The following is a 1,827-nucleotide window of genomic DNA, read 5'->3' on the forward strand; positions in this document are numbered from 1 at the left end:
GGTGGAGTTAGACCTCGCATTTTGAAATTAAAAAAATATAGATGCCGGGGTGATATCCATAGGCCTTCATTCTGAGATGAACGAACCCTTGGTGCAGACCGCTGAGAGCGATAATAGGGTATGGAAAATGTGAATAAATCTCGAAGAAAGTAAGAGAAAAAATGAAGAAAAAGGTAGGGTAAAAAAACTAGAAGTTATCGAGGAGTTTATTATTCGTATATTAAAATACAATTTAAAACAAAACAATGTGAAACTTGGTATCTTTTGAATCTAGTATAGTGTCATAAAATCAGATATTCAAGCATTTTTTTGAATTTTATTCCTTTTTTTCTTTAAGCAGAAAAAAATCTCTTCCATTTTCCAAGCGCGTGCGAGTCTTGCCTGTGCGCTTGTATCGGGAAATAGAAGAGATTATTCGGCATTCGGTAGCAAATCCAGAAACGCGCTAGCTGCCGCTATTTACGGATATCGAAACTGAAACAGCACTATCAGGAAAGGAAGACTTGGACTGTGCGGCTGGTTTATGCAAGCCTGCTCCTCCCTGCTGTTCTTGCGATTTGCGGCACAGGGTGCCACATTCCCGAAAAGCCATTTGCCTGCATCCAAAACATTGGTTCTGATTCACCAGTGCAAGGGCTGCTGTAATCGCTTCTCCGGTGTGTTCGAAAAAATGCTCTTGTCCAATCATGTCGTAGCATCCGGTTTTCTGTAGTAATGCCTGCGGTTGAGGCTGAAGCCCCGACACAAGCACTGTTCCGCCAAACTGTCGGTATTTCTGAATTAATACGGTAAAATTGGCTTCTCCCGTCATGTCCATAAAAGGGACCTTACCCATCCGCAGCAACAAAATCCCTTGTTGGCGATCAGCCTTGCCCCCCATTCCTGAGCTTTCCAATACAGAAGCTGCACCAAAAAACAGCGGACCTTCCACATTATAAATGGCCACCTGTGGGCAATCATGCTGTTCTGTGACCATATGTGCGCCGACTTTTTCATGTTTTACAGAAGGATCAGGCAGTACCTTATTCACCGAAAGTGTACTGCTCATACGTTTGACGAACAGCACTACCGCCAAAATCAGCCCCACCTCAACAGCTGTGGTCAGCGTCGTAAAAACGGTCAGCAGAAAGGTGACGACCAGCACGATAGAATCCGCTGTCCGCGTCTTGAGAATATGTGCAAAATGCTTGCGCTCACTCATATTCCAGGCCACGATCATCAATACCGGAGCCATACTTGCCAACGGAATATTGGATGCATAAGGAGCAAAAAGCACCAGAATGAGGAACACAACGAACCCATGCACGATGCCTGACATAGGAGAAACCGCACCGTTGCGGATATTTGTGGCGGTGCGGGCAATTGCGCCGGTCGCAGGAATGCCGCCAAACAGCGGTGTCAGCAAATTAGCTATCCCTTGGCCAACCAGTTCGCGATTGCTGTTATGCTTTGTACCCGTCATTCCGTCAGCTACCACTGCTGATAGCAGAGATTCAATAGCACCCAGCATCGCAATTACGAGTGCCGATGGCAATAGCTTCACGATCAAGTCCCAAGTCAGCGCTGGAATATGCAGTTCAGGCAAAGAAGCAGGAATGGCCCCATAAGCAGAGCCGATGGTAGCCACCTGCCCCGGAAAAAGCCAGGCGGCTACCAATGTTGACAAGAGTAAGCCGACCAGTGACCCCGGTACCTTGGGCCACTTTTTAGGCACCCAAATCAGGGCGGCGAGACAGATACAAGCCGTTAGAATGCTATACACATTCAGTGAAGGCAAACGATGGATCAGTTCCGCCATAGAAGGTAAAAAAGTTTCATGCCGCTCTA

Annotated in this window: 1 protein-coding gene; it reads right to left on the reverse strand. The window is 46.7% G+C overall.

Going from position 1 to position 1,827, the window contains the following annotated elements; genetic code table 11:
• Positions 1 to 445: 445 nt before the first annotated feature.
• On the reverse strand, positions 446 to 1,827 hold a 1,382-nt coding region (locus L693_RS0100005), incomplete at its 5' end, for a SulP family inorganic anion transporter (RefSeq protein WP_025715510.1).

The organism is Paenibacillus sp. 1-18 (genome assembly GCF_000520755.1).
In the GTDB taxonomy this organism is placed as follows: Bacteria; Bacillota; Bacilli; order Paenibacillales; family Paenibacillaceae; genus Paenibacillus; species Paenibacillus brasilensis.